The sequence below is a fragment of the Streptoalloteichus tenebrarius genome, from assembly GCF_024171885.1.
GTDB lineage: Bacteria > Actinomycetota > Actinomycetes > Mycobacteriales > Pseudonocardiaceae > Streptoalloteichus > Streptoalloteichus tenebrarius.
In genome coordinates, this window is sequence record NZ_JAMTCP010000030.1 from 20,207 (window position 1) to 40,201 (window position 19,995).

Below are 19,995 nucleotides of genomic sequence, written 5' to 3' on the forward strand. Positions count from 1 at the left end.
CGGGGCAGTTCCTCGTCGCCGGGAGCCTGTGCGGGAGCGTCCCCAAGATCTACAGCCCGATCGACGGTGATCTGCGTCGGCCCGTGACGACGCCGTCACGGCAGGTTCTGTCGCGAGCGGAGCGGTTCTTGCCGGGAGTGGCCGGGGTCTCAGCGCGATGAGGCCGTCCGGACGGCGCGCTGTCGGTGGTTCGGGGGAAGCTGCCGCACATGGCATACCTGGTTGGCCCCGTTCCCGACGAGCGCACCGCGCTCCTGACCTTCCTCGACCGGCAGCGGGTGGCGCTGCGCGCCACGCTCAACGGCCTGACCGAGGAGCAGGCGCGCTCCACGCCCAGCGCCAGCTCCCTGTCCCTGGCCGGCCTGCTCCGACACGCGGTCCGGACCGAGCGGCGCTGGGTCGTCGCGGGCCTCGCCGGACGGCCGCTGCCCGGCCTGTGGCCGATCGAGGGGTGGGGCGAGGCGGAGTTCACGCCCTCGCCGGAGGAGACCGTGCCGTCCCTGCTCGACGCCTACGCGGCCGCGGCGCGGGAGACCGAGGAGATCGTGGCGGGCGTCGAGGACCTGGGCCAGGCCTGCGCGGCCCCGGAGTGCGCGCACTGGTCGGCACGCTGGGTGTTGCACCACCTGATCGAGGAGACGGCCCGGCACGCCGGGCACGCGGACATCATCCGCGAGTCGCTGGACGGGGCGACCTCCCTCGACAGGGACGTCTGAGACCGGGGCCGAGGCGGTCACCCTCGACATCGGACGAGGACAACCGACAAGAGGGTCCGACAGGAGTGACCGACAAGGACCTCCGACAAGGACCTAGGCGGACATCCGAGAAGGACCCCGACGAGGCCACCTGACGAACGACATCCCGGCAAGAACCCCGACCAGGACACCGGACCAACAACACCCCGACAACAACCCCGACCAGGACACCGGACCAACAACACCCCGACAACAACCCCGACCAGGACACCGGACCAACAACACCCCGACAACAACCCCGACCAGGACCGCGACAAGGACTGTCGCGAAGCGCCTGACGAGGGCGTTCGAGAAGGATCGTCGAGAGGGACACCCGTCAAGGACCTCCAAGAGGGACCTTCGACAAGAACATCCGACAAGGACCGTCGAGAAGGACGTTCGTCGAGAACGCGCGACAAGGACTGTCGGCAAGGGCACCCGAGAGGGACAACCGGGAAGACATCCAAGACGGACGTTCGACGAGGGCGTTCGAGAAGGGGCGCACGGTGGTGTCGGTCGCGCCGGGGAAAGCCGGAAGAACGGAAGTGGCGCCGGGATCCCCCCAAGGACCCCGGCGCCACGCTCAGGCGCGCCCCTGCTCACGCGCCCGAGGGCACGGCCTCCCTGGCGTCGGAGACGGACTCCTCCGCCGGCGGCTGGTTCCGCCGGCCACGCCGGCGCCGCGCCCGCTCCTTGGCCCCCTCGACCAGCGAGTACAGGACCGGCACCACGACCAGGGTCAACAGCGTCGAGCTGATCAGACCGCCGATCACCACCACGGCCAGCGGCTGCGCGATGAACCCACCGTCGCCGGTCAGGCCCAGCGACATCGGCAGCAGCGCGCAGATGGTGGCCACCGCGGTCATGAGGATCGGCCGCAGCCGGTGCCGGCCGCCCTCGACGACCGACTCGGTGATGCCCATCCCCTGGGCCCGGTAGTGGTTGACCAGGTCGATCAGCACGATCGCGTTGGTCACGACGATGCCGATCAGCATCAGCATGCCGATCAGCGCCGGCACCCCCAGCGACGTCCCGGTCACCAACAGCAGGCCGAGCGCGCCGGTCGCGGCGAACGGGATCGACACCAGCAGGATCAGCGGCTGCACCAGGCTGCGGAACGTCGCGACCATGATCACGAAGACCAGGGCGACCGCCACGACCAGGGCGAGGCCGAGGTCGGAGAAGGCGGACTGCTGCTCGGACGAGGCGCCGCCGAGCGTGTAGGTCGCGCCGGCCGGCAGCGACAGCGCCTGGAGCCGCCGGGTCAGCTCGGCCGTGACCGAGCCGAGGTCCTGGTCGCCCGCGTTCGCGGTGACCGTGACGCTGCGCGCGCCGTCGATGCGGTTGATCTGCGTCGGCCCGGTGGTCGCCTTGACCTGGGCCACCGCGTCGAGCCGCACCGGCCCGGTGGGCGCCGCCACCTGGAGGGCGCGCAGGGCGTCGAGGTTGGCCGGGGCCGGACCCGCGCGCAGCACCACGTCCTGCTGGACGCCGTCGAGCACGGCCCTGCTCACGGTGCCGCCCCGGAAGGCCTCCCCGACGGCCTGGCCGATCTGCGCCTCGGTGAGCCCGTGCCGGGCCGCCGCCTGCCGGTCCACCTTCACGTCGACCATGGGCGCGCTGTCGGCGAGGTTGCTGCTCACGTCGCGCGTGCCCGGCGTCTCGGCGACCACGGCCCGCACCTTCTCGGCGGCCGACCGCAGCACGGCCTCGTCGCGGGCCTGGACGACGACCTCCAGCTTGGAGTTGCCGGCCCCACCGCCGCCGCCGGCCTGCACCGTGAGCCGGCCGGCGTCCTTGAGCGCGCCGAGCCGGTCGCGCAGGGTGCGCTCGATCTTCGCCTGGTCGGCCTCCGCGTCCGTGGTGATCGAGAAGTTGGCCTTGGCCGAGTCGGAGGACAGGCTGAAGCCGCCGCCACCGCCCACGGTGACCTGGTAGGACTTCACGCCCTCCACCTTGGAGACCACGTCCTCGACGCGCTTGGCGGCCGCGTCCGTGCTCTCCAGGCTGGTGCCGACCGGCATCTCCTGGCTGACGCTGAAGGAGTTGTCGCCGGCGCTGTCGAGGAAGTTGGTCTTCAGACCCGGCACCAACGCGATCGTGCCGAGGAAGATGCCGACGGCGATGGCCAGCGTCGCCGCCCTGTGCCGCAGCGACCAGCGGATGACCGGCACGTAGGAGCGCTGCAACACGCCCCGCCGCTCCCGCTCGTCGGCCTCGGCCCGCACCCGCTCGGGGTCCTCGCCCTGCCGCGCGGACGGCTTGAGGAACCAGTACGCCAGCACCGGGATGACGGTCAGCGACACGACCAGCGACGCCAGCAGCGCCACGGTCACGGTCAGCGCGAAGGGCCGGAACAGCTCGCCGACCATGCCGCCGACCACCGCGATCGGCGCGAACACCGCGACCGTGGTGAGCGTCGAGGACGTGACCGCGCCCGCCACCTCGCGCACGGCGGTGAGGATCGCGTCCCGCTTGCGCTCGCCGTAGCCGAGGTGCCGCTTGATGTTCTCCAGGACGACGATCGAGTCGTCCACGACGCGACCGACGGCGATCGTCAGCGCGCCGAGCGTGAGCATGTTGAGCGAGAGGTCGCCGATCCACAGCGAGATCAGCGCGATCATGACCGACAGCGGGATGGACACCGCCGTGACCAGCGTGGACCGCACGGACATCAGGAACACGAGGATGACCAGCACCGCGAAGACCAGGCCGAGCAGGCCCTCGGTGGTGAGGCCCTCGACCGAGCGCTCGACGAACGGCGCCTGGTCGAAGACGACCGTCAGCTTCGCGCCGTCGCCCAGCGACTTCTGGAGCTTGGGCAGGAGGTCGCTGACCGCGTGCGAGATCCGCACCGCGTTGCCCTCCGGCGTCGCGGTCACCGCGACACCCAGGCTCGGCTTGCCGTCGGTCCTGGTCAGCGTGGTCGACTCCGTCTCGCCCCTGGCCACGGTCGCGATGTCGCCGAGCCGGACGGGGGCCGGAGCCGCACCGCCGCGCTGCCCGCCGGCGCCGCCGCCCATCGCCGCCGGGTTGAGGTAGACGTCGCGGATCTCGTCGAGCGAGGTGAAGGTGCCGCCCACGGAGACCGTGGAGGACTTGCCGTCCTGGGTCAGCGTGCCGCCGGGCAGCGGGAGCCCGCTGGCCTTGAGCACGGCGCCCAGCACCTCGGGGCTCAGGCCGGCCTGGGCCATCTTCGCCGGGTCGGGCGTGATGGTGACCACGGGGTCGCGGGCGCCGGTCAGGCTCGCCTCCCGCACGCCCTCGATCGCCTGGATGTCCGGCAGCACGAGCTGGCGCAGCTTCCTGGCGAACTCCTGCTGGTCGCCCGGCCCGGTCGCGGCGATCTGGATGACCGGCATGTCCGAGGTGCTGCCGGTGACCAGCCGGGGGTCCACGCCGGTGGGCAGCGTGCCCCGCACCTGGCTGATCGCCCGCTCCACGTGGCTGCTGGCGTCAGCGATCTTCGTGCCGTAGTCGAACGACACCTGCACCGTCGACATGCCGGACTGGGAGAACGAGGTCACCTTCTTGACACCGGGCACCCCGCGCACGGCCTTCTCGATCGGCAGGGTGACCTGCTGCTCGGCGGTCGCCGGGCTGGAGCCCGGATAGGCTGAGCTGACGAAGACGGCCGGGAACTCCAGGTCCGGCAGCATCTGCTGTTTCAGCGACGGAATCGCCCATGCCCCGAACCCGGTGACCGCGACCGCGATCAACGCGATCAGGCCACGGTGGGCGAGGCTGAGTCTGGCCAGCACGGACATCGGCGGTTCTCTCCCCCTTAAGAGACACCCCGTGGGACGGGCGTGGGACGTACGCTGACCAGCCCAACACGCCGCGCCGAACACCAGCTCCAACGAAGCTGAAAGCCGGCTGAAAATCACAGGCGACACGGGCCACAGGCGTTCAGCGGGTTTCCAGGTTCCCGGTCCACGCTGAGCGGCGGTCACGGCGACGACGAGGAGGGCGCGTGATGACGGCGGGGGCGAGCGGACGGGACGGCGGCAGGAGGACCCGGCTGCTGGTGGTCGACGACGAGCCGACGATCCTGGAGCTGCTCTCGGCCAGCCTCCGGTTCGTCGGGTTCGAGGTGCGGACCGCCGAGTCGGGCACCGCGGCGCTGGCGGTGGCCGAGGAGTTCCAGCCGGACCTGCTGGTGCTCGACGTCATGCTGCCCGACCTGGACGGCTTCGCGGTGACCCGGCGGCTGCGCGCGGGCGGCGCGCACGTGCCCGTGGTGTTCCTCACCGCGCGGGACGCCACCGAGGACAAGATCACCGGGCTGACGATCGGCGGCGACGACTACGTCACCAAGCCGTTCAGCCTGGAGGAGGTGGTCGCGCGCATCCGCGCCGTGCTGCGGCGCACGAACGCCGACCTGGCCGAGCCCGGCGAGGACCGGGACGACGGGGTGCTGCGGTTCGCCGACCTGGAGCTGGACGAGGACACGCACGACGTCCGCAGGGCCGGCCGGCTGGTGCGGCTGTCGCCCACCGAGTACAAGCTGCTGCACTACCTGCTGCTCAACGCCGACAAGGTGCTCAGCAAGGCGCAGATCCTCGACCACGTGTGGCGGTACGACTTCGCCGGCGACGCGCGGATCGTCGAGTCCTACATCAGCCTGCTCCGCCGCAAGATCGACACGGTCGACCCGCCGCTGATCCACACGCTGCGCGGGTTCGGCTACAGCCTGCGGCTGCCGCGCGCATGAGCCCGCGTCGGACGAGCCAGCGCCGCCGCCGCGCCGGCCGGTTCTCGCTGCGCTCGCGCCTGCTGGTGGGCGTGCTCGCGCTGTCGGCCGTGGGCCTGCTCGGCGCCAACACGGCCTCGATCGTGTTGTTGCGCGACTACCTGACCTCCCAGATGGATGACGCGCTCGCGTCGGCGCACCGCCAGCTCGGGAACCTGGAGCGCCAGGGCTTCGACCCGAACATCCACCACGAGGAGCCCGTCGACGAGGACGTCCGCAGCGTGGTGCCGAAGGACATGGTGATCGAGTACCTCGCGGCCGACGGCGGCGTGCTGGTGCGGCTGGCCGGGTCCCTCGACCATCCCCCGCCGGCGCTGCCCGCGCTGGACCTCGCCTCCGCGCGGGAACGGGGGGATCGGCCGTTCGAGGTGGGGACGGCCTCGGGGGAGGACGAGGCCACCTACCGGGTGCAGGTCCGGCCCCTGGCGGGGGACAAGGGGGTCGCGCTGGTCGCGGTGGACGCGACGTTCCGCCAGGCCACCGCGCGGCGCCTGGTGCTGATCGAACTCGTGGTCACGCTCGTCGTGCTCGGGGTGCTGGCCGCGCTGGGCCGGGGGGTCGCGCGGCTGGCGCTGCGGCCGCTGGACGACGTGGAGGACACGGCGGAGTCGATCATCACCGGGGGCGACCTGTCCCGCAGGGTGCCCGAGGCCGGGGCGCGGCCGTCCGAGATCGGCCGGCTGGTCACGACGCTCAACACGATGCTGGCCGAGATCGAGCGGGCGTTCCGGCAGCGGGCGGACTCGGAGGCGCGGCTGCGGCGGTTCGTCGCCGACGCCAGCCACGAGCTGCGCACGCCGCTGGCCGGCATCCGGGGCCTGGCCGAGCTGTACCGCCAGGGCGCGGTGCGGGACGAGGAGGAGACCCGGCGGCTGGTGTCCAGGATCGAGACCGAGGCGACCAGGATGAGCCTGCTGGTCGAGGACCTGTTGCTGCTGGCCAGGATGGACGAGGAGCGCCGGTGGCGGCGGGAGCCGGTCGACCTGGTGCCGGTGGCGGTGGAGGCGGTCGAGTCGGCGCGGGTGGTCGACCCGGACCGCCCGCTGAGCCTGGTGATCCTGCCGGAGTCCGGGGACGACGACGCCCCGCCGCCCACCGTGCTCGGCGACGAGGCGCGGCTCCACCAGGTGGCCGCCAACCTGCTGGGCAACGCGCTGAGCCACACGCCGGCTGGCACGCCGATCACCGTGCGGGTCGGGGTGGACGAGGACCTGCGGCACGGGGTGCTGGAGGTCGTCGACCGGGGGCCGGGGCTGACTAGGGAGCAGGCCGAACGGGTCTTCGAGCGCTTCTACCGGGGCGACCCGGCCAGGACGCGGCCGCACAGCCGGACCGGCTACGGCGGCACCGGGCTTGGTCTGTCCATTGTGGACGCCATTGTGACGGCGCACCGGGGCAGGGTGGAGTACCTGCCCACGCCCGGCGGCGGCGCGACCTTCCGGGTGACGCTGCCGCTCGCCGACGAGGACGCGCCCGAGCCCGCCGACCGGGAGTCCCGGCCGGCCCTCTCCTCGGGTTCCGGGGGCGCCCCGCCGGCATGACGAGGGCGAACACGACCGGGCCCGCCGGGCCGGAATCCGTCGCGCTGGAAGGAAACCCTGGCCGCCGTCGGGCGGCCGGCGGCCGTTAGAGTGAGCCCGCTCGACCGGTCGCGCCGGGGCACGCCGTCCACACCGGACACAGAGGATCTTGCGTCGAACGAGTGTTCTAGCATGCGCCCTGCGTGTCCACCGGTCCGCCGGCGGCACGTCGTCAGTCAGACAAGTCGACCCGGTCGAGAGGAAGCAACCATCGTGGGCTCGGACTCCCCTGCTCAGCACGACATCGAGGGCCAGCAGGACCACGGCGCGAGCGACAGCCCGGCGCCCGTGACCAGCGACCAGCCCACCCAGCCGGCCACGCCGGAGGCCGAGCGGCCGGCCGCCACGCCGACCGCGACGCCGGCCGCCGGCGAGGGCGCCACCGAGGGGCGCTCCCGCAAGAAGAGCACCGCGCGCAAGACCCGCACGGTGGCGCTCACCCTGACCGTCACCGGCACCGAGGACGGCGACTGGCAGGCCGACCTGGTCCACGGCACCACCCGCGTGGTCCGTGGCCTGGCGGTGCCGGCGGCCGCGGTGGCCAGGGCGGCCAAGGAGCTGCACCCGGAGATCTCCGAGGGCATCGAGACGGTCCTGTCCGCCGCCAGGGAGCAGCACCGCGCCCGCATGGAGCAGCTTGAGGCGGAGCTGGAGCGCGTCAAGCAGGCCCTGGCCGAGCTGGGCGAGTGACCACGCCGCTCGGACGCCGAACAGCTCTGAACGGCGGGCGAGCGGCACTGAACGCCGAACGGCGCTGAACGACGCTGTGGGCGCACGCGACCGGATCGCGTGCGCCCACAGCGCTTTCTCACAGCATGAACACCTGGGAGTGTTGGACGCGCGGAGGTCAGGCCTCGCCCTCACGTCCCTCGGTGGGAAGCCGTGGGCGCGCGCACCGATCACCACCGCGAGCACCGGAACCATGAGCACGAGCACGCCCAGGGGAACGAGGCCGAGCCGACGCGGTCGAGCAGAACGCCGCCCACCACGCCGCCGACGCCCATCGCCGCGTTCCCCAGCGTGACGAGCACGGCCTGTGCCGCGTCGACCGCGCCCCGGTGGCGTCGCCGACGGCGGTCTGGAGCAGGGCGCCCTCCACCCCACCCGAGCCCCCACCACGCCACGGCCACGAACACCGGGGCGGGACTGGCGGCCAGCACCGCGAGGATCGCCGCCACGGCGACCAGGGACGCGCTTCCGATGCTGAGGAGGCGCAGCCGACGGTCGATGCGCGGCCCCACGACCCAGATGCGCCCCCAGCAATGCGACGCCGAAGACCAACAGCACGAGGTCGACCGACCTCCCCATGCCGACGCCGTCGAGGAACGTGGCGACGTAGGTGCAGAGGATCGCGTGCGCCAGCACGAAGACCAGCGTGACGGCCAGGACCGGGGCGACGCCGGGGATCGCGAGCGTCCGCGCGAGGGGGACCCACCGTTCCCGCCCCTGCCCCGAGTGGTCGGGGACGACCGCCATGATCCAGACGATCACGACGACCGCGAGGGCGGTCATCACCTCGAACGCCACCCACCAGCCGAGCGCCCCGCCGAGGAAGGTGCCCGCCGGCACGCCCAACACCAGGACGAGCGGGATGCCGGTCATGGCGACGGCGGCCGCCTTGCCCTGGAGGGCCGCCTTGCCCTGAAGGTGGGCGGGCGCCATGCGGCGGGCGTACCCGGCCAGCAGCGACCAGGCCATGCCGGCGGCCACGCCCCCGGCGAACCGCGTGACCACGGCCGCACGCCGGTGGGCAGCGTCTCGGTCAGGCTGGTGACGAAGGCGGCGGTGGCCAACGCGAGCAAGGCCGGCAGGGGTGGTCGGCCGGTCGCGTGTTCGCTGGGGCCTTCGGCGCTGGCGGTACCGCAGTTACGCATGGTGCGTATGCTCAAACCGTCACACTGATGTGAACGTCAACGTGACGCTGTGGGGGGTCGAGCACATGCGCATCGGGGAGCTGTCGAAGCGGACCGGGACACCGCGGCGGCTGCTGCGCTACTACGAGGAACAGGGGCTGATCGTCTCCAGCCGCTGCGCCAACGGCTACCGCTCATACGACGAGCACACGGTGGAGCGCGTGATGCAGATCCGGGGACTGCTGGACGCCGGCCTGCCCACCCGGATCATCAAGCAGATCCTGCCCTGTCTCAACAAACCCCGGGTCATCCACTTCTCCGACGCCACGCCGGAGATGATCGCGATGCTGGAACACGAACGCGACCGCATGACCCAACGCATCGAGTGCCTGACCCGGAACCGCGACGCCGTCGCCGAGTACCTCGACATCGTGCGCGCCAACAACAGCGGCGACAGCGGAGACCGCGCCGAGGGCGTTCGGGAGAACCACCAGGGGATGGCGACCGCGTCATGACCGGCGGGTCGGCGGAGCGGGCGCGGCGCTCCAGGGACTGACGATTCCGTGAGAACGCGCGTTCGCGCGCCTTCTCAGGAGCGTCCTTCCCGTTTCCTCGGGCCCTCCCCGTTCTCCCCCGAGGTCACGGCCGGGTGATCGGACTCCCCGCCCCGGGTGAGCTGACGCACGGCGTAGCTCAACGGCGGCACCAACAGGAACCACCACCACCAGCCGGTCGTGATCACGAGGACGAGCGCGACCGCGCCGGTCAGCGGGTACAGCGCCTTCGCCACGCCGCTCACCGACCGCCCGCTCCTGGTCGCGGGCGCGGTCGCCGCCCGAGGGGCGACCTCCGCGCCCGCCCCGTCGTCGTCGAACCTCGGGTGCGGGGCCGGCAGGTCCTCGAACAACGCGGCCAGCTCGGCCCTGGTGCGCGCGGCGGTGGCCATGGCGACCCGGCTGTCGAACTCGGCGAGGTCGATCCGCTGGAGCCGGACGTGCTCGCCCAACGCCTCGATCGCCCGCTCGCGCTCCTGGACGCTCGCGCGCGTCCCCGAGACCCTGTCCATTTCCGTCCCTTCCGCCCCTTACTCCTGCCGGCGTCCGCTGCTCCGGCGGCCGACCGGCCGACGAGGTCAACGCGGGTTCGGCGACGTGCCCGGCATCGTCGCAGACGGAGCCGGGGGCGACGCCGGAAAGAGCAGGCGAGGGCCGCGTAATCCGTCTGATCTCACGTCGAAACGACCGCAATTCGGAAACAACGGTCACGCGCGGAGGCGTCGTCGGGCGCGGGAGGCGGCCGGCGCGACCTGGCCGGAGGGGGTTGGCCTCGGTCACAGTCGAGGCCGGGCGGAAAGCATCCGGCGCTGTTCGTTGTTCGACGAAGTCGTGACGTCCTCATCCGGTGTTCCGCTGTCCGTCCTCGACCTCGCGCCGGTGTCCAGCGGCTCGACCGCGCGCCAGGCGCTGCGCGACAGCACGGAGCTGGCCCGGCTCGTGGAACGGCTCGGCTACCTGCGCTACTGGGTCGCCGAGCACCACAACATGCCCGGCATCGCCAGCTCCTCGCCCGCCGTGCTGATCGCCCACCTCGCGGCGGTCACCAGCACGCTGCGCGTGGGGTCCGGCGGCGTGATGCTGCCCAACCACCCGCCGCTGGTCGTGGCCGAGCAGTTCGGGATGCTGGAGGCGCTGCACCCGGGCCGGATCGACCTGGGCATCGGCAGGGCGCCGGGCACCGACGAGCGGACGGCGCGCGCCCTGCGCCGCAGCACCGGGCCGCTGTCCGCCGAGGACTTCCCGCACCAGTTCGGCGAGCTGCTGCGGCACTTCGGCGAGGGCGAGCAGACCCCGGTGACCGCGGTCCCCGCCCCCGGCAACCGGCCGGAGGTCTGGCTGCTCGGCTCCTCCGGCTACAGCGCGCAGCTCGCGGGCCTGCTCGGACTGCCGTTCGCGTTCGCCCACCACTTCAGTGCGGAGAACACGCTGCCGGCGCTGCGCCTCTACCGCGACAGCTTCCGTCCCTCTGACGTGCTGTCCGAGCCTTACGCGATGGTGGCCGCCTCGGTGATCTGCGCGGACACCGACGAGCACGCGCGGTGGATCGCCGGCCCCGGTGGGCTGTCGTTCCTGCGGCTGAGGCAGAACCGGCCGGGGCCGCTGCCCAGCCCGCAGGAGGCGGCCGATCACCCGTATACGAGCCTGGAGCGCGAGATCGTGGAGAGCCGGCTGTCCACGCAGATCATCGGCGGTCCCCGGACGGTGCGCGCCGGGGTGGAGAAGCTGCTGGCGGAGACCGGGGCCAACGAGCTGATGGTCACCACGATGGTGCACGACCCGGCGGACCGGCTCCGCTCGTACGAGCTGCTCGCGGATCTGTTCGACCTCGGTTCCCGCTGACTTCCCGCTGGGCGGCGCCGCCGTCCGGCTCGTCACCCTCCTCATCGTCACCGCGCCCACGCGGCGGAGGAACGCCCGCCGCGTGGGTGGCGCGTGCGGGGTGGGGCCTGTGCCCGAGGAGTGTGCGCGAGGCGTGTGCCCGAGCTACCCGAATCCGCGCTGTCCGAACGTCCTCGCGCGCACCACGTCTCCGAGCGCGTCCATGGCCGCCTCCAACTGCGCGTCGCAGAGATAGGGCGCGGGGCCGAACCGCAGATGCTCACCGCGACTGTCGGTGTGCACACCGCGTTCCGCCAGGCCGGCCCGCAGCTCCCCGGCGTGGGGCGACCGGAGCGCCAGGAAGCCGCCGAAACACTCGCGGGGCGTCGCACGGTCCCGCGTGACAACCTCCTCCGGCAGGTCGAGCTGGTCGAACCGGCGCGCCAGGAGGTCCACCTGGTGCAGGGAGACCTCGCGGAGGAACGGCGGCGTGAGCCCGTGGTTGGCGAAGAACCGGAAGACGCGGGCGGCGCGGTAGTGGCTGGTCGGGTCGTAGGTCGCGCCGGCGAAGCGGGCCGCGCCCCTGCCGTAGGGCACCAGGTCGGGCCGCTCGCCGTCGGCCAGCGCGGCGAACTCCGCGAACCACCCCGTCACCACCGGGCGCATCCGGTCGGCGTGCCCAGGGAGGCGCAGGAAGCAGTTGCCCTCGCCGAGCTGGAGGTACTTGTACCCGCCGCCGGTGACCCACGCGGTCTCCAACCCCCATTCGGACAACCGCACGGGCAGCACGCCGAGCGCGTGGTAGACGTCCACGAGCAGCTCGACGCCCCGCCGCTGACAGGCCGCGGCGAGCGCGTCGAGCCCCGGCACGATCCGGGACGTCGCGAACAACACCGCCGAGACCAACACCGCGCTCGTGCCGTCGTCGACCGCTTCGGCCAGCCGCGCGGCGAGGGTGTCCACGGGGTCGGTGCGCACCCGCACGACCTCGACGCCCTCCTCGGCGAGCCGGGCGAGCTGCCGGCGCAGCGTGTGGAACTCGCCGTCGGTGGTCACCAGCCGGGGCCGGGCGGCCAGGTCGAGCCCGGAGAGGAACCGGATGACCAGGTCGTGGGTGCTCGCGGCCAGGGCGATCTCCGCGTCGGGGTCGCCGAGCAGGCGGCGGTAGCCCTCCCGCACCTCCTCCGCCCTGGCGAACGCGTGCTCCCACTTGTCGTCGACGTGGCGCGCGGCGTCCTCGAACGCCTCGACCTGACCCTCCAGCGCGACGTCCGGCCACGCCTGGTGGGAGTGCCCGGAGAGCAACAGCCGGTCGGCGACCCGGAACCGGCGGTAGTGCGCGGCGAGCGCGTTGGGGGCGCGCCGAAGATCGTCCACTGTGGTCACAGCTCGCTCCGCACGGCCCAGAGGTCGGGGAACACCGGCCGGAACAGGGTGGTGCGCAGGTAGGCGGCGCCGGCCGAGCCGCCCGTCCCCGTCTTCGCGCCGATGGTCCGCTCGACCATCTTCACGTGGCGGTACCGCCACTCCTGGAGGCCCTCGTCCAGGTCGATCAGGTGCTCGGCGACCTCCGCCGGCGCGTTGTCGTCGCGGTAGACGGCGAGGAGCACCCGCTGCACGGCCGGGGACGGTTCGAGCGGCCGGCGCACGTCCCGCCGCAGCGCCTGGACCGGGACCTGGTACCCGTGCGCGGTGAGGTACCGGAGGAAGGAGTCGAACAGCGACGGCCGCGCCATCGCGGCGGCGATACGGGCCCTGGCCGGGCTGTCCTCGGCGTAGGGCCGCAGCATGTTGTCGTCCCGCCGGCCGAGCACCGCCTCCAGCTCGCGGAACTGCGCGGACTGGAACCCGCTCGACGCCTCCAGCCGCGCGCGGAAGCTCAGGAACTGCCGGGGTGTCATGGTCTCCAGCACGTCGATCTGCGCCACCGCGACCTTGAGGATGCGCAGCACCCGGCGCAGCGTGTGCGCGGCGTGCGTGGTGTCCCCGGCCTCCAGCCGTCGTTGCAGGTGCGCCAGCTCGTGCAGGACCTGCTTGAACCACAGCTCGTAGACCTGGTGGATGACGATGAACAGCATCTCGTCGTGTTCGGCGGAGCGCGGTCGCTGCGCCCCCAGCACCTCGTCCAGCGCGAGGTACGACGTGTAGGTCAACGCCGCGGACTGCTCGCTCATGGGGTCACCGCCCGGTCGAAGTGACGTCGCGCGCCGGGGTCCAGCGCCGTGTAGAGATCGTGGAAGAGGCGCACCGCCTCGGCACGGTGGGCCGGGGGCGGCGCGACGTCCTCCGGCAGTTCGGGGTCGAGGAAGGCGAACTGCCGGAAGGTGTGCACCAGCCGCGTGCGCAGCAGGAACGCCTCGCGGTCGGAGGGGGCGCCGTCCCTGGGGCGGCCGAACTCCGCGACGAAGGCGGCGTAGCGCCCGGCCAGCTCGTCCAGGTCCCAGACCCTGGCCACCAACGCGCGGAACCCGGCGGAGACCGTGGGCCGGCCCAGCAGGACACCGGCGTGCGGGGTCACGCCCAGTTCCTCCAGCAGCGCGGTGACCTCCCGCTCCCTGTCGTGCGGCGCGAGCCACGCCCCGTCCTGCACGGGGCCGAAGCCCAGGAAGCGCAGCCGGCGCACCAGGCGCGCCCTGGCCAGGCGCTGGTCCTCGGGGATGGCGTGCCAGAGCGTGGTCCAGGTGTCGCCGCCGGCCCCGCGACCGAGGGTGAAGATGCGGCGGTCCCCCTCGTCGAGCACGGCCAGCGCGCGCGGGGTGAGCGCGTAGTGGACGAACCGGCCCTCCCGCACCCGGGCGAGCAGCTCGCGGCGCACCAGCCTGGCGAGCGCGACGCGCGCGGCGCCGGCGGAGAAGCCGAACTCCGCCAGGAGGCTGACCAGGCCGCCCGACCACACCCGCGCCCGGTCCCTCGGGTGGACGTGGGCGCCGAGCAGCGTGATCACCAGGTCCTGCGGCTGCGCCGCGAACGCCGGGTCGGGCTCGACGGACTCGACAGGCGCGCCGTCGCCCGGGGACCGGACGAGCGCTGTTCCCTCGGCCATGGGGTGATTCTTGGTTGACACCTCAGCCCAGTCAACTGTAAACCGTTGACGCGACCGGCGGGAGGTGGTCGACATGCGGATCGGCATCGGACTCCCCAACACGACGCCGGGGGCCGACGGTTCCCTGTTGGTGGACTGGGCCCGCCGCGCCGACGACGGCCCGTTCTCGTCCGTCGCCGTGCTCGACCGGCTGGTCTACGACAGCCTGGAGCCCTTCACCGCGCTGGCGGCGGCCGCCGCCGTGACGACCAGGGTGCGACTGGCCACCATGATCGCGATCGGCCCGCTGCGCGGCGCCGCGCTGCTGGCCAAGCAGGCCGCCTCGGTGAACGCGCTGGCCGGAGGCCGGCTCACCCTCGGCCTCGCGGTCGGCGCGCGCCGCGACGACTACGAGGTCGCCGGGGTCGAGCACCGCGGCCGAGGGGAACGGCTGTCCGCGCAACTGGCGTACCTGCGGGGCTCCGGCCGCGACGGCCGAGTCCGGCCCTCACCCGAGGGGATCGAGATCCTGGTCGGCGGGGCGAGCGGGCAGGCCTTCACCCGGATGGCCCGCTACGCCGACGGGTACGCGCACGGCGGCGGCCCGCCCAGAGCGTTCGCCTCCGCCGCGACCAAGGCCCTGGCGGCCTGGCGCCACCTGGGCCGGCCCGGACGCCCCCTGCTGTGGGGTCAGGGCTACTTCGCGCTGGGCGACCCCGAGCGCGGCGCGGCCTACCTGCGGGACTACTACGCGTTCACCGGCCCGTTCGCCGAGCGGATCGCCGCGGGGCTGCTCACCGACGCCCGGCAGGTCAGGGACCTCGTCCGGGGCTACGCCGCCGCCGGGTGCGACGAGCTGGTGTTGCTGCCCACCGTGTCCGACCCCGCCGAGGTGGACCGGCTGGCCGAGGTGGTGGCGGGATGAGGGTCACCGTCGTCGGAGCCGGGCCGGCCGGACTGTACCTGGCGATCCTGCTCAGGAAGGCCGACAGCGACCACGAGATCACCGTCGTCGAACGCAACGCGCCCGACGCGACCTTCGGCTGGGGCGTGGTCTTCTCCGAGGGGACGCTCGGCGCGCTGCGGGACGCCGATCCCCGCACGGCCGTGGAGATCGACGACACCTTCGCGCGATGGGACACAGTGGACATCCGCTACCAGGGGCGGCTCCTGCGGTCCCGGGGGCACTCCTTCTCCGCGATCTCCCGGAAGCTGCTGCTCGACATCCTCCAGCGGCGGTGCCGGGAGCTGGGCGTGGAGCTGCGGTTCGGGGTCGAGGTCGACGACCCGGCGCGGGTGGCCGAGATGGCGGCGACGACCGACCTCCTCGTCGGCGCGGACGGCGTGCACAGCGTCGTCCGGCGCGCTCACGCCGACGCGTTCGGCAGTTCGGTGGAACCGCAGGGCTGCAAGTACGTCTGGTTCGGCACCGACCTCGTGCTGGACGCGTTCACGTTCATCTTCCGGGAGACCGAGCACGGGCTGTTCCAGGTGCACTCGTACCCCTTCGACGAGCGCACGAGCACGTTCATCGTGGAGTGCCCCGAGCGGACGTGGCGCTCCGCGGGGCTGGACAGGATGAGCGAGCAGGAGAGCATCGCCTTCTGCGAGAAGCTCTTCGCCGCCGACCTCGACGGCCACCGCCTGCTGTCGAACCGTTCACTGTGGACGAGCTTCCTCCGGGTGCGGAACCGGAGCTGGCATCACGACAACGTGGTGCTGCTCGGGGACGCCGCGCACACGGCGCACTTCTCCATCGGCTCGGGGACCAAGCTCGCGATGGAGGACGCGGTGGCGTTGGCCGGGGCGTTCCTCCGCCACGACGACGTCGGGGCGGCGTTGGTGGACTACGAGCTGCAACGCCAACCGGTGGTGGAACGCTTCCAGCAGGCGGCCGCGGAGAGCGCGGGCTACTTCAGCCGGGTCGAGCACCACACCGACCTCGCGCCGCTCCAGTTCGCCTTCAACCTGCTGACCAGGAGCGGCCGGATCAGCCACGCCAACCTGGAGGCCCGCGACCCCGACTTCATGCGCGTGCTCGACGCGTGGTTCGCGCGGGACGCCGCTCGCGCTTCCGGGAACGCGCGCGAGGCGGGCGAACCCGTCGCCATCGCACCGCCTCCCCTGTTCGCCCCACTACGGCTCGGTTCCGTCACGGTACGAAACCGGGTCGCGCGGACCGTCGCTGTTCTGTCCACAGAGGACGGTGGCCCCGAGGCGGGGACGGCGCGAGCCCTGGCCGACGTCGCCGCCGGCGGGGCCGGTCTCGTGCTCGTCGGGCCGGTCGCCGTCACCCTCGCCGGGCGCACCTCGCCCCGATCACCCACCCTCCACACCGACGCCCACGTCGACGCGTGGCGTCACGCCGTCGGCGCCGCGCACGAGCGGGGCGCGCTGGTGGGTCTCCTGCTCGGCCACGCGGGACGCCGAGGGTCGACGCGTCCTCCCGAGCACGGGCTCGACATCCCGCTGGACGAGGGCGGATGGCCGCTGGTGGCCGCCTCGGCGCTGCCCTACGGCCCGTTCCACCCCGTCCCCCGCGCCGCGACCGAGGACGACCTCGCCGAGCTGAGGGGCGCGTTCGCGGACGCCGCCGAGCGCGCCGCCCGCGCCGGGTTCGACCTCCTCGAACTCGACCTCGCCCACGGCCACCTGCTCGCCGGGTTCCTGTCCCCTTTGACCAACCGGCGCGACGACGACTACGGCGGGCCGTTGGAGAACCGGCTCCGCTTCCCCCTCGACGTGGTGCGCGCCGTGCGCGACCGGTGGCCCGGCGAACGCCCGCTGGCCGTGCGGCTGGGCGTCACCGACTGGGCACGCGGCGGGCTGACCGTCGACGAGGGGGTCAGGGCGGCGGCTTCCCTGGTGGCCGGCGGTGTCGGCCTGGTCCACGTGGAGGCCGGGCAGACCGTGCCGCACGACGATCCGCCGTACGGGCGCGGTTTCCTGACCACCCTGAGCGACCGGGTCCGCAGCGAGGCCCGCGTGCCCACCCTCGTCGGCGGCCACCTGACCACGCCCGACGAGATCAACACCGTGGTCGGGGCCGGCCGGTCCGACCTCTGCCTGCTCGACCTCGCGGACAGCCCGCTGGACCGGGAGCTCGTCGCGGCCGGGTCCGCGCCCCCGGTGCCCTCGGTGCCCCAGGCGTCCTCGGTGTCCCAGGCGTCCTCGGTGCCCTCGGCGCCCCAGGCACCCCCGGTGTCCTCGGCGGCCGAGGCGTCTTCGGCGGCCGAGGTGTCTTCGGAGGTGGGGTGAGTGTTCTTCGCCGACCTCACCTCGCCCCAGGTCGCCGAGCTGCTCGCCGGCGACCGCGCGCCGGTCCTGCTCCTCCCGGTCGGCGTGACCGAACCCCACGGCCCGCACGCCCCGCTGTCGACGGATTCCCTGATCTCCCAAGGCATGTGCGCGCGAGCGGCACGGCGACTCGCGGACGACGACGAGGTCCGGGTGCTGGTCCTCCCGCCGGTGCCCTACGGGGTCACCCGCTACGGCGCGGCCTTTCCCGGGGCCGTGTCCGTAAGCGAGGAGACGCTGCACGCGCTGGTCGTGGAGATCTGCTTTTCCCTGCTGGATCAGGGGTTCCGGCACATCGTCGTAGTCAACAACCACTTCGAGGCCGAGCACGTCGCCACGCTGCACCGCGCCGTGGACACGGTCCTGCGCGAGCGAGACGCGCTCGTGGGCTACCTCGACCTGACCCGCCGGCGCCGGGCGGCTCGGCTGACCGAGGAGTTCCGCACGGGCTCGTGCCACGCCGGCCGGTACGAGACCTCCCTGGTCCTGGCCGACCGGCCCGACCTCGTGGACCAGGAGCGCATGCGCGCCCTGCCCGAGGTCGTCGTCGACCTCCCCAGGGCCATGGCGGAGGGACGCCGGGACTTCCACGCCATGGGCATGGCCGAGGCCTACTGCGGCGCGCCCGCCCTGGCCAGCGCCGAGGAGGGCGAGGACACCTTCGAGGTGCTCACCGACATGCTCGTCGAGGTGATCAGGGACCTCGTGCGCGGCACGGGCGGACGGGACGTCCCCCGCCCCGCGCGCGGGCGCGACTAGGCCGGGAGGGCGGCGACGATGGTGACGCGCGAGGAGGACATCCCCCGGCTCTTCAACGTCACGAACTGGTTCCTCGACCGCAATCTGGAGGAAGGCCGGGGCGCGGCCACCGCCCTCGTCACCGACGACGACGGCCACGTGCGGCGCACCTCCTACGCGGACCTGGCCGCGCTCACCAACCGGATCGGGCACGTGCTCCGCGACCTGGGCGTGCGGCGGGAGGACCGGGTCCTGCTCGCGCTCAGCGACGGCGTCGAGTTCGTCGCCACCTGGTTCGCCGTGCTCAAGATCGGGGCGGTCGCGGCCGAGGTCTACACCTACCTGCACCCCGGGGACTACGCGTACTACCTGGACTACACCGGGGCCGAGGTCGTCGTCGTCGATCCCGTGACGCTCGACCGCGTGCGGGAGGCCGCGCGGGGCGGTCGCGGCCCCCGCCACCTCCTGGTCGTCAACGCCCGCCCCGAGGACCTGCTGGCCCACGAACACGACCTCACCGCCCTGGTCGCGGCCGCGCCGGCCGAGCTGGACCCCGCGCCGACGAGCCGGGACGACGTGGCGATCTGGAAGTTCACCACGGGCAGCACCGGCGCGCCGAAGGCGTGCGTGCACCCCCACCGCACCCCCCGGCTGAGCTTCGAGTGGTACGCCAGGGGAGTCCTCGGCATGACCGCCGACGACCTCGTCCTGCCCGTGCCCAAGCTGTTCTTCGGCTACGCGCGGGACCTCGCCGCGTTGTTCCCGTTCGGGGTCGGCGGAGCCGGGGTCGTGTTCCCGGGGCGGTCCACGCCGGAGCGGATCTTCGAGCTGCTGGACCGGCACCGACCGACCATCCTGGTCAACGTGCCCACGATGATGAACGCGATGGTCACCCACCCGTCGGCGGCGGAGCGGGACCTGCGACACCTGCGCGTGTGCACCTCCGCCGGCGAGGCGTTGCCCGGCGAGCTGCACCGCCGGTGGCTGGCCACCTTCGGGGTCGAGGTGCTCGACGGGATCGGCTCCTCCGAGGCCTACCACATCTACGTCAGCAACCGGCCGGGCGACGCCAGGCCGGGGAGCCTCGGGCGGGTCGTGCCCGGTTACCGGGTCGAGGTGACCGACGGCGAGGGCCGACCCGTGCCGGACGGGGAGGTCGGGGTGCTGGAGGTCACCGGTGGCACCGTCGCCCTCGGGTACTGGGACGCCCCCGAGAAGACCGCCGCGACCTTCCACGGCGCGACCGTCCGTAGCGGGGACCTCGTCGTCCGGGACCCCGACGGGTTCCTGTGGTACCGGGGACGCGCCGACGACCTGCTCAAGGTGGGCGGGGTGTGGGTCGCGCCGCGCGAGGTCGAGGACTGCCTGCTGGACCACCCCGACGTCCTGGAGTGCGCGGTGACCGGCTACGAGGAGGACGGCCTGGTCCGGCCGAGGGCACACGTCGTGCCGCGTCCCGGGGTCGCGCCGTCACCGGAGCTGGCCGAGGCGCTCCAGCGGTTCACCAGGACCCGCCTGTCCCCCCACAAGTACCCGCGCGACGTCCGCTTCGTCGCCGCGCTGCCGCGCACCGCCTCGGGCAAGATCGACCGACGCGCGTTGCGCGAGCGGCCGGACGGGGAGGACCGATGACGACCTGGGAG

General features: G+C 73.1%; 16 protein-coding genes and 1 pseudogene. 10 read left to right on the forward strand and 7 right to left on the reverse strand.

Annotated elements, in window-relative coordinates:
* Positions 1 to 209 precede the first annotated feature (209 nt).
* Entirely contained in the window at positions 210 to 716 is a 507-nt protein-coding gene (locus LX15_RS22000) for a DinB family protein (RefSeq protein ID WP_253671524.1), read from the forward strand.
* Between the two features lie 617 nt (positions 717 to 1,333).
* Here the strand turns inward: LX15_RS22000 and LX15_RS22005 are convergent.
* Positions 1,334 to 4,501 carry an efflux RND transporter permease subunit gene (locus tag LX15_RS22005; RefSeq protein ID WP_253671525.1) on the reverse strand — a complete coding sequence of 1,056 codons (3,168 nt, stop codon included), beginning with the start codon at positions 4,499 to 4,501 and terminating at the stop codon, positions 1,334 to 1,336.
* A 209-nt stretch (positions 4,502 to 4,710) separates the two neighbouring features.
* Between LX15_RS22005 and LX15_RS22010 the strand changes: the two genes are divergently transcribed.
* The 3 genes from LX15_RS22010 (at position 4,711) to LX15_RS22020 (ending at position 7,757) form a co-directional block, all read left to right on the forward strand.
* Positions 4,711 to 5,448 (forward strand): response regulator transcription factor, encoded by a 738-nt coding sequence (locus LX15_RS22010; RefSeq protein WP_253671526.1) that lies wholly within the window; start codon positions 4,711 to 4,713, stop codon positions 5,446 to 5,448.
* Positions 5,445 to 7,028, forward strand: a complete 1,584-nt coding sequence (locus LX15_RS22015) for a sensor histidine kinase (protein WP_253671527.1) — start codon at positions 5,445 to 5,447, stop codon at positions 7,026 to 7,028. The genes LX15_RS22010 and LX15_RS22015 overlap by 4 nt, the downstream gene beginning before the upstream one ends.
* Before the next feature lie 252 nt (positions 7,029 to 7,280).
* On the forward strand, positions 7,281 to 7,757 hold the full coding sequence (locus tag LX15_RS22020; RefSeq protein WP_253671528.1) for a DUF6319 family protein: 477 nt from the start codon (positions 7,281 to 7,283) through the stop codon (positions 7,755 to 7,757).
* A 209-nt stretch (positions 7,758 to 7,966) separates the two neighbouring features.
* Here the strand turns inward: LX15_RS22020 and LX15_RS22025 are convergent, their stop codons facing one another.
* Both LX15_RS22025 and LX15_RS33620 read right to left on the reverse strand, forming a co-directional pair.
* The gene (locus LX15_RS22025) at positions 7,967 to 8,308 is read right to left on the reverse strand and encodes an MFS transporter (protein ID WP_253671529.1); all 342 of its coding nucleotides are present in this window, start codon (positions 8,306 to 8,308) and stop codon (positions 7,967 to 7,969) included.
* A gap of 61 nt (positions 8,309 to 8,369) precedes the next feature.
* Positions 8,370 to 8,765: pseudogene (locus LX15_RS33620) on the reverse strand (MFS transporter); the annotation flags it as partial.
* A gap of 241 nt (positions 8,766 to 9,006) precedes the next feature.
* Here LX15_RS33620 and LX15_RS22035 point away from each other — a divergent pair.
* Positions 9,007 to 9,435, forward strand: a complete 429-nt coding sequence (locus tag LX15_RS22035; protein WP_253671580.1) for a MerR family transcriptional regulator — start codon at positions 9,007 to 9,009, stop codon at positions 9,433 to 9,435.
* Positions 9,436 to 9,509: 74 nt separating this feature from the next.
* Here LX15_RS22035 and LX15_RS22040 read toward each other — a convergent pair whose 3' ends face one another.
* Positions 9,510 to 9,986 carry a DUF1707 SHOCT-like domain-containing protein gene (locus tag LX15_RS22040; protein ID WP_253671531.1) on the reverse strand — a complete coding sequence of 159 codons (477 nt, stop codon included), beginning with the start codon at positions 9,984 to 9,986 and terminating at the stop codon, positions 9,510 to 9,512.
* A gap of 319 nt (positions 9,987 to 10,305) precedes the next feature.
* Between LX15_RS22040 and LX15_RS22045 the strand changes: the two genes are divergently transcribed.
* A complete protein-coding gene (locus LX15_RS22045; protein ID WP_253671532.1) occupies positions 10,306 to 11,316 on the forward strand; it encodes an LLM class flavin-dependent oxidoreductase in 1,011 nt (336 codons plus the stop codon).
* A gap of 144 nt (positions 11,317 to 11,460) precedes the next feature.
* On the opposite strand, the gene LX15_RS22050 is transcribed toward LX15_RS22045, so the two are convergent.
* The 3 genes from LX15_RS22050 to LX15_RS22060 are packed head-to-tail and all read right to left on the reverse strand — an operon-like array spanning position 11,461 to position 14,338.
* Positions 11,461 to 12,681 carry an aminotransferase class V-fold PLP-dependent enzyme gene (locus LX15_RS22050; RefSeq protein WP_253671533.1) on the reverse strand — a complete coding sequence of 407 codons (1,221 nt, stop codon included), beginning with the start codon at positions 12,679 to 12,681 and terminating at the stop codon, positions 11,461 to 11,463.
* The gene (locus tag LX15_RS22055) at positions 12,678 to 13,469 is read right to left on the reverse strand and encodes a tryptophan 2,3-dioxygenase (RefSeq protein ID WP_253671534.1); all 792 of its coding nucleotides are present in this window, start codon (positions 13,467 to 13,469) and stop codon (positions 12,678 to 12,680) included. Before LX15_RS22055 ends, LX15_RS22050 begins: the two co-directional genes overlap by 4 nt.
* Positions 13,466 to 14,338, reverse strand: coding sequence for a PaaX family transcriptional regulator (locus LX15_RS22060; protein WP_253671535.1), 873 nt, complete (start codon positions 14,336 to 14,338; stop codon positions 13,466 to 13,468). The genes LX15_RS22055 and LX15_RS22060 overlap by 4 nt, the downstream gene beginning before the upstream one ends.
* Before the next feature lie 73 nt (positions 14,339 to 14,411).
* On the opposite strand from LX15_RS22060, the gene LX15_RS22065 reads away from it, so the two are divergent.
* From LX15_RS22065 to LX15_RS22080, 4 genes are read left to right on the forward strand one after another with little or no spacing between them, the layout of a single operon-like run.
* Positions 14,412 to 15,242, forward strand: a complete 831-nt coding sequence (locus LX15_RS22065) for an LLM class flavin-dependent oxidoreductase (RefSeq protein ID WP_253671536.1) — start codon at positions 14,412 to 14,414, stop codon at positions 15,240 to 15,242.
* Complete coding sequence (locus LX15_RS22070; RefSeq protein ID WP_253671537.1) at positions 15,239 to 17,575, forward strand: oxidoreductase; 2,337 nt, start codon at positions 15,239 to 15,241, stop codon at positions 17,573 to 17,575. The genes LX15_RS22065 and LX15_RS22070 overlap by 4 nt, the downstream gene beginning before the upstream one ends.
* Positions 17,576 to 18,373: a creatininase family protein gene (locus LX15_RS22075; RefSeq protein ID WP_253671538.1), complete on the forward strand. Its 798-nt coding sequence runs from the start codon at positions 17,576 to 17,578 to the stop codon at positions 18,371 to 18,373.
* Between the two features lie 18 nt (positions 18,374 to 18,391).
* Positions 18,392 to 19,984: a benzoate-CoA ligase family protein gene (locus tag LX15_RS22080; RefSeq protein ID WP_253671539.1), complete on the forward strand. Its 1,593-nt coding sequence runs from the start codon at positions 18,392 to 18,394 to the stop codon at positions 19,982 to 19,984.
* Positions 19,985 to 19,995: the final 11 nt, after the last annotated feature.

Bases quoted from the DNA above. Each gene is read 5' to 3' on its own strand.
- LX15_RS22000 (WP_253671524.1), top strand. From the start codon at position 210: ATGGCATACCTGGTTGGCCCCGTTCCCGACGAGCGCACCGCGCTCCTG.
- LX15_RS22005 (WP_253671525.1), bottom strand. From the start codon at position 4,501: ATGTCCGTGCTGGCCAGACTCAGCCTCGCCCACCGTGGCCTGATCGCG.
- LX15_RS22010 (WP_253671526.1), top strand. From the start codon at position 4,711: ATGACGGCGGGGGCGAGCGGACGGGACGGCGGCAGGAGGACCCGGCTG.
- LX15_RS22015 (WP_253671527.1), top strand. From the start codon at position 5,445: ATGAGCCCGCGTCGGACGAGCCAGCGCCGCCGCCGCGCCGGCCGGTTC.
- LX15_RS22035 (WP_253671580.1), top strand. From the start codon at position 9,007: ATGCGCATCGGGGAGCTGTCGAAGCGGACCGGGACACCGCGGCGGCTG.
- LX15_RS22040 (WP_253671531.1), bottom strand. From the start codon at position 9,986: ATGGACAGGGTCTCGGGGACGCGCGCGAGCGTCCAGGAGCGCGAGCGG.
- LX15_RS22055 (WP_253671534.1), bottom strand. From the start codon at position 13,469: ATGAGCGAGCAGTCCGCGGCGTTGACCTACACGTCGTACCTCGCGCTG.
- LX15_RS22060 (WP_253671535.1), bottom strand. From the start codon at position 14,338: ATGGCCGAGGGAACAGCGCTCGTCCGGTCCCCGGGCGACGGCGCGCCT.
- LX15_RS22065 (WP_253671536.1), top strand. From the start codon at position 14,412: ATGCGGATCGGCATCGGACTCCCCAACACGACGCCGGGGGCCGACGGT.
- LX15_RS22070 (WP_253671537.1), top strand. From the start codon at position 15,239: ATGAGGGTCACCGTCGTCGGAGCCGGGCCGGCCGGACTGTACCTGGCG.
- LX15_RS22080 (WP_253671539.1), top strand. From the start codon at position 18,392: ATGGTGACGCGCGAGGAGGACATCCCCCGGCTCTTCAACGTCACGAAC.